This window comes from Bradyrhizobium manausense, from assembly GCF_001440035.1.
Classification (GTDB): domain Bacteria; phylum Pseudomonadota; class Alphaproteobacteria; order Rhizobiales; family Xanthobacteraceae; genus Bradyrhizobium; species Bradyrhizobium manausense.
The window spans coordinates 1-501 of sequence record NZ_LJYG01000120.1 but is presented as its reverse complement, the minus strand read 5'-3'; the positions used below and the strand labels follow the sequence as shown (position 1 = coordinate 501).

The following is a 501-nucleotide window of genomic DNA, read 5'->3' as shown; positions in this document are numbered from 1 at the left end:
TCTGTTGATGCATGGGATGTTAAAAAGGTATTGCAAAGGTAAGTTAATGGTCTATAATGCACATCCATCGGCGGTGATGCAGATAGAAACTTGTTGAAAAACAGTTACTTGAGATTAGGTTGATTGCTTTAAGTGATAAATTTGATGTTAAGTTGGTTTAAAAGATAAGTTTTAAAAATATCGAAATTACCTGTTGACTTTTAAGAGATTAAGAGTAATATAGCCGACCTAGCTTGCTGGTGACGAACCAGGAAGAAGATCATTAAGAGAATTGAAGAACAACTTGTGTGGATTTTTACTGATTGATTAATCGAAATAATTTTCATTGATTGATTGGTTTAAATTACTCGAAGTTTATTTGAGCGAAATTTAAGTCAGTAATTGATGAGCCAGAATTGGCACCTTGTCTATAAATAAGGTGCAAAATGATTTTAACTGAAGAGTTTGATCATGGCTCAGATTGAACGCTGGCGGCAGGCTTAACACATGCAAGTCGAGCGG

The 501-nt window shown here is 34.7% G+C and carries 1 rRNA gene; it reads left to right on the top strand.

Annotation, left to right across the window (positions count from 1 at the left end):
- Window positions 1-432: 432 nt before the first annotated feature.
- Window positions 433-501 (top strand): 16S ribosomal RNA (locus AOQ71_RS46770); the annotation flags it as partial.